1 protein-coding gene is annotated in these 356 nt (G+C 60.7%); it reads left to right on the plus strand.

From position 1 onward, the window contains the following. Positions 1-247, plus strand: a 247-nt coding sequence (locus EN861_RS34515) for a hypothetical protein (RefSeq protein ID WP_210235218.1), incomplete at its 5' end; no start/stop codon positions are given. Between the last annotated feature and the right edge of the window lie 109 nt (positions 248-356).

Consider the following 356-nt stretch of genomic DNA (forward strand, 5'->3'; position numbering starts at 1 on the left):
CCACGACCCGCTCATTCCTGACGTTGCTGAGGGCGGCAAGTACTTCGAGATCGACGGCGGAACGAAGCAGATCGAGGCGGTCCAACTCACCATGGGTGTGGGCACCGTCAAGATCCCGGTGATCCAATTCACCATCGAGCAGGAGTCCAATCCGGCACCGCTCGACATGACTTTCACAGCCAATCTCATCGACGGCGACAACGACAGTAGCCCGGACACGTTCTCGGTCCACGTTGACGTGGCGTGATGGCATTGTCTGACCCGGTACCGGCCGGGCGCCTTATTGCAGGCGCCCGGCCGAGCACTCGCAAAAGCTTCGAAACGGGGGGTTCCGTGATGCAGCCAAGACCGCAATT

Origin of the sequence: Mesorhizobium sp. M8A.F.Ca.ET.218.01.1.1, from assembly GCF_004791165.1 — a bacterium.
In the GTDB taxonomy this organism is placed as follows: domain Bacteria; phylum Pseudomonadota; class Alphaproteobacteria; order Rhizobiales; family Rhizobiaceae; genus Mesorhizobium.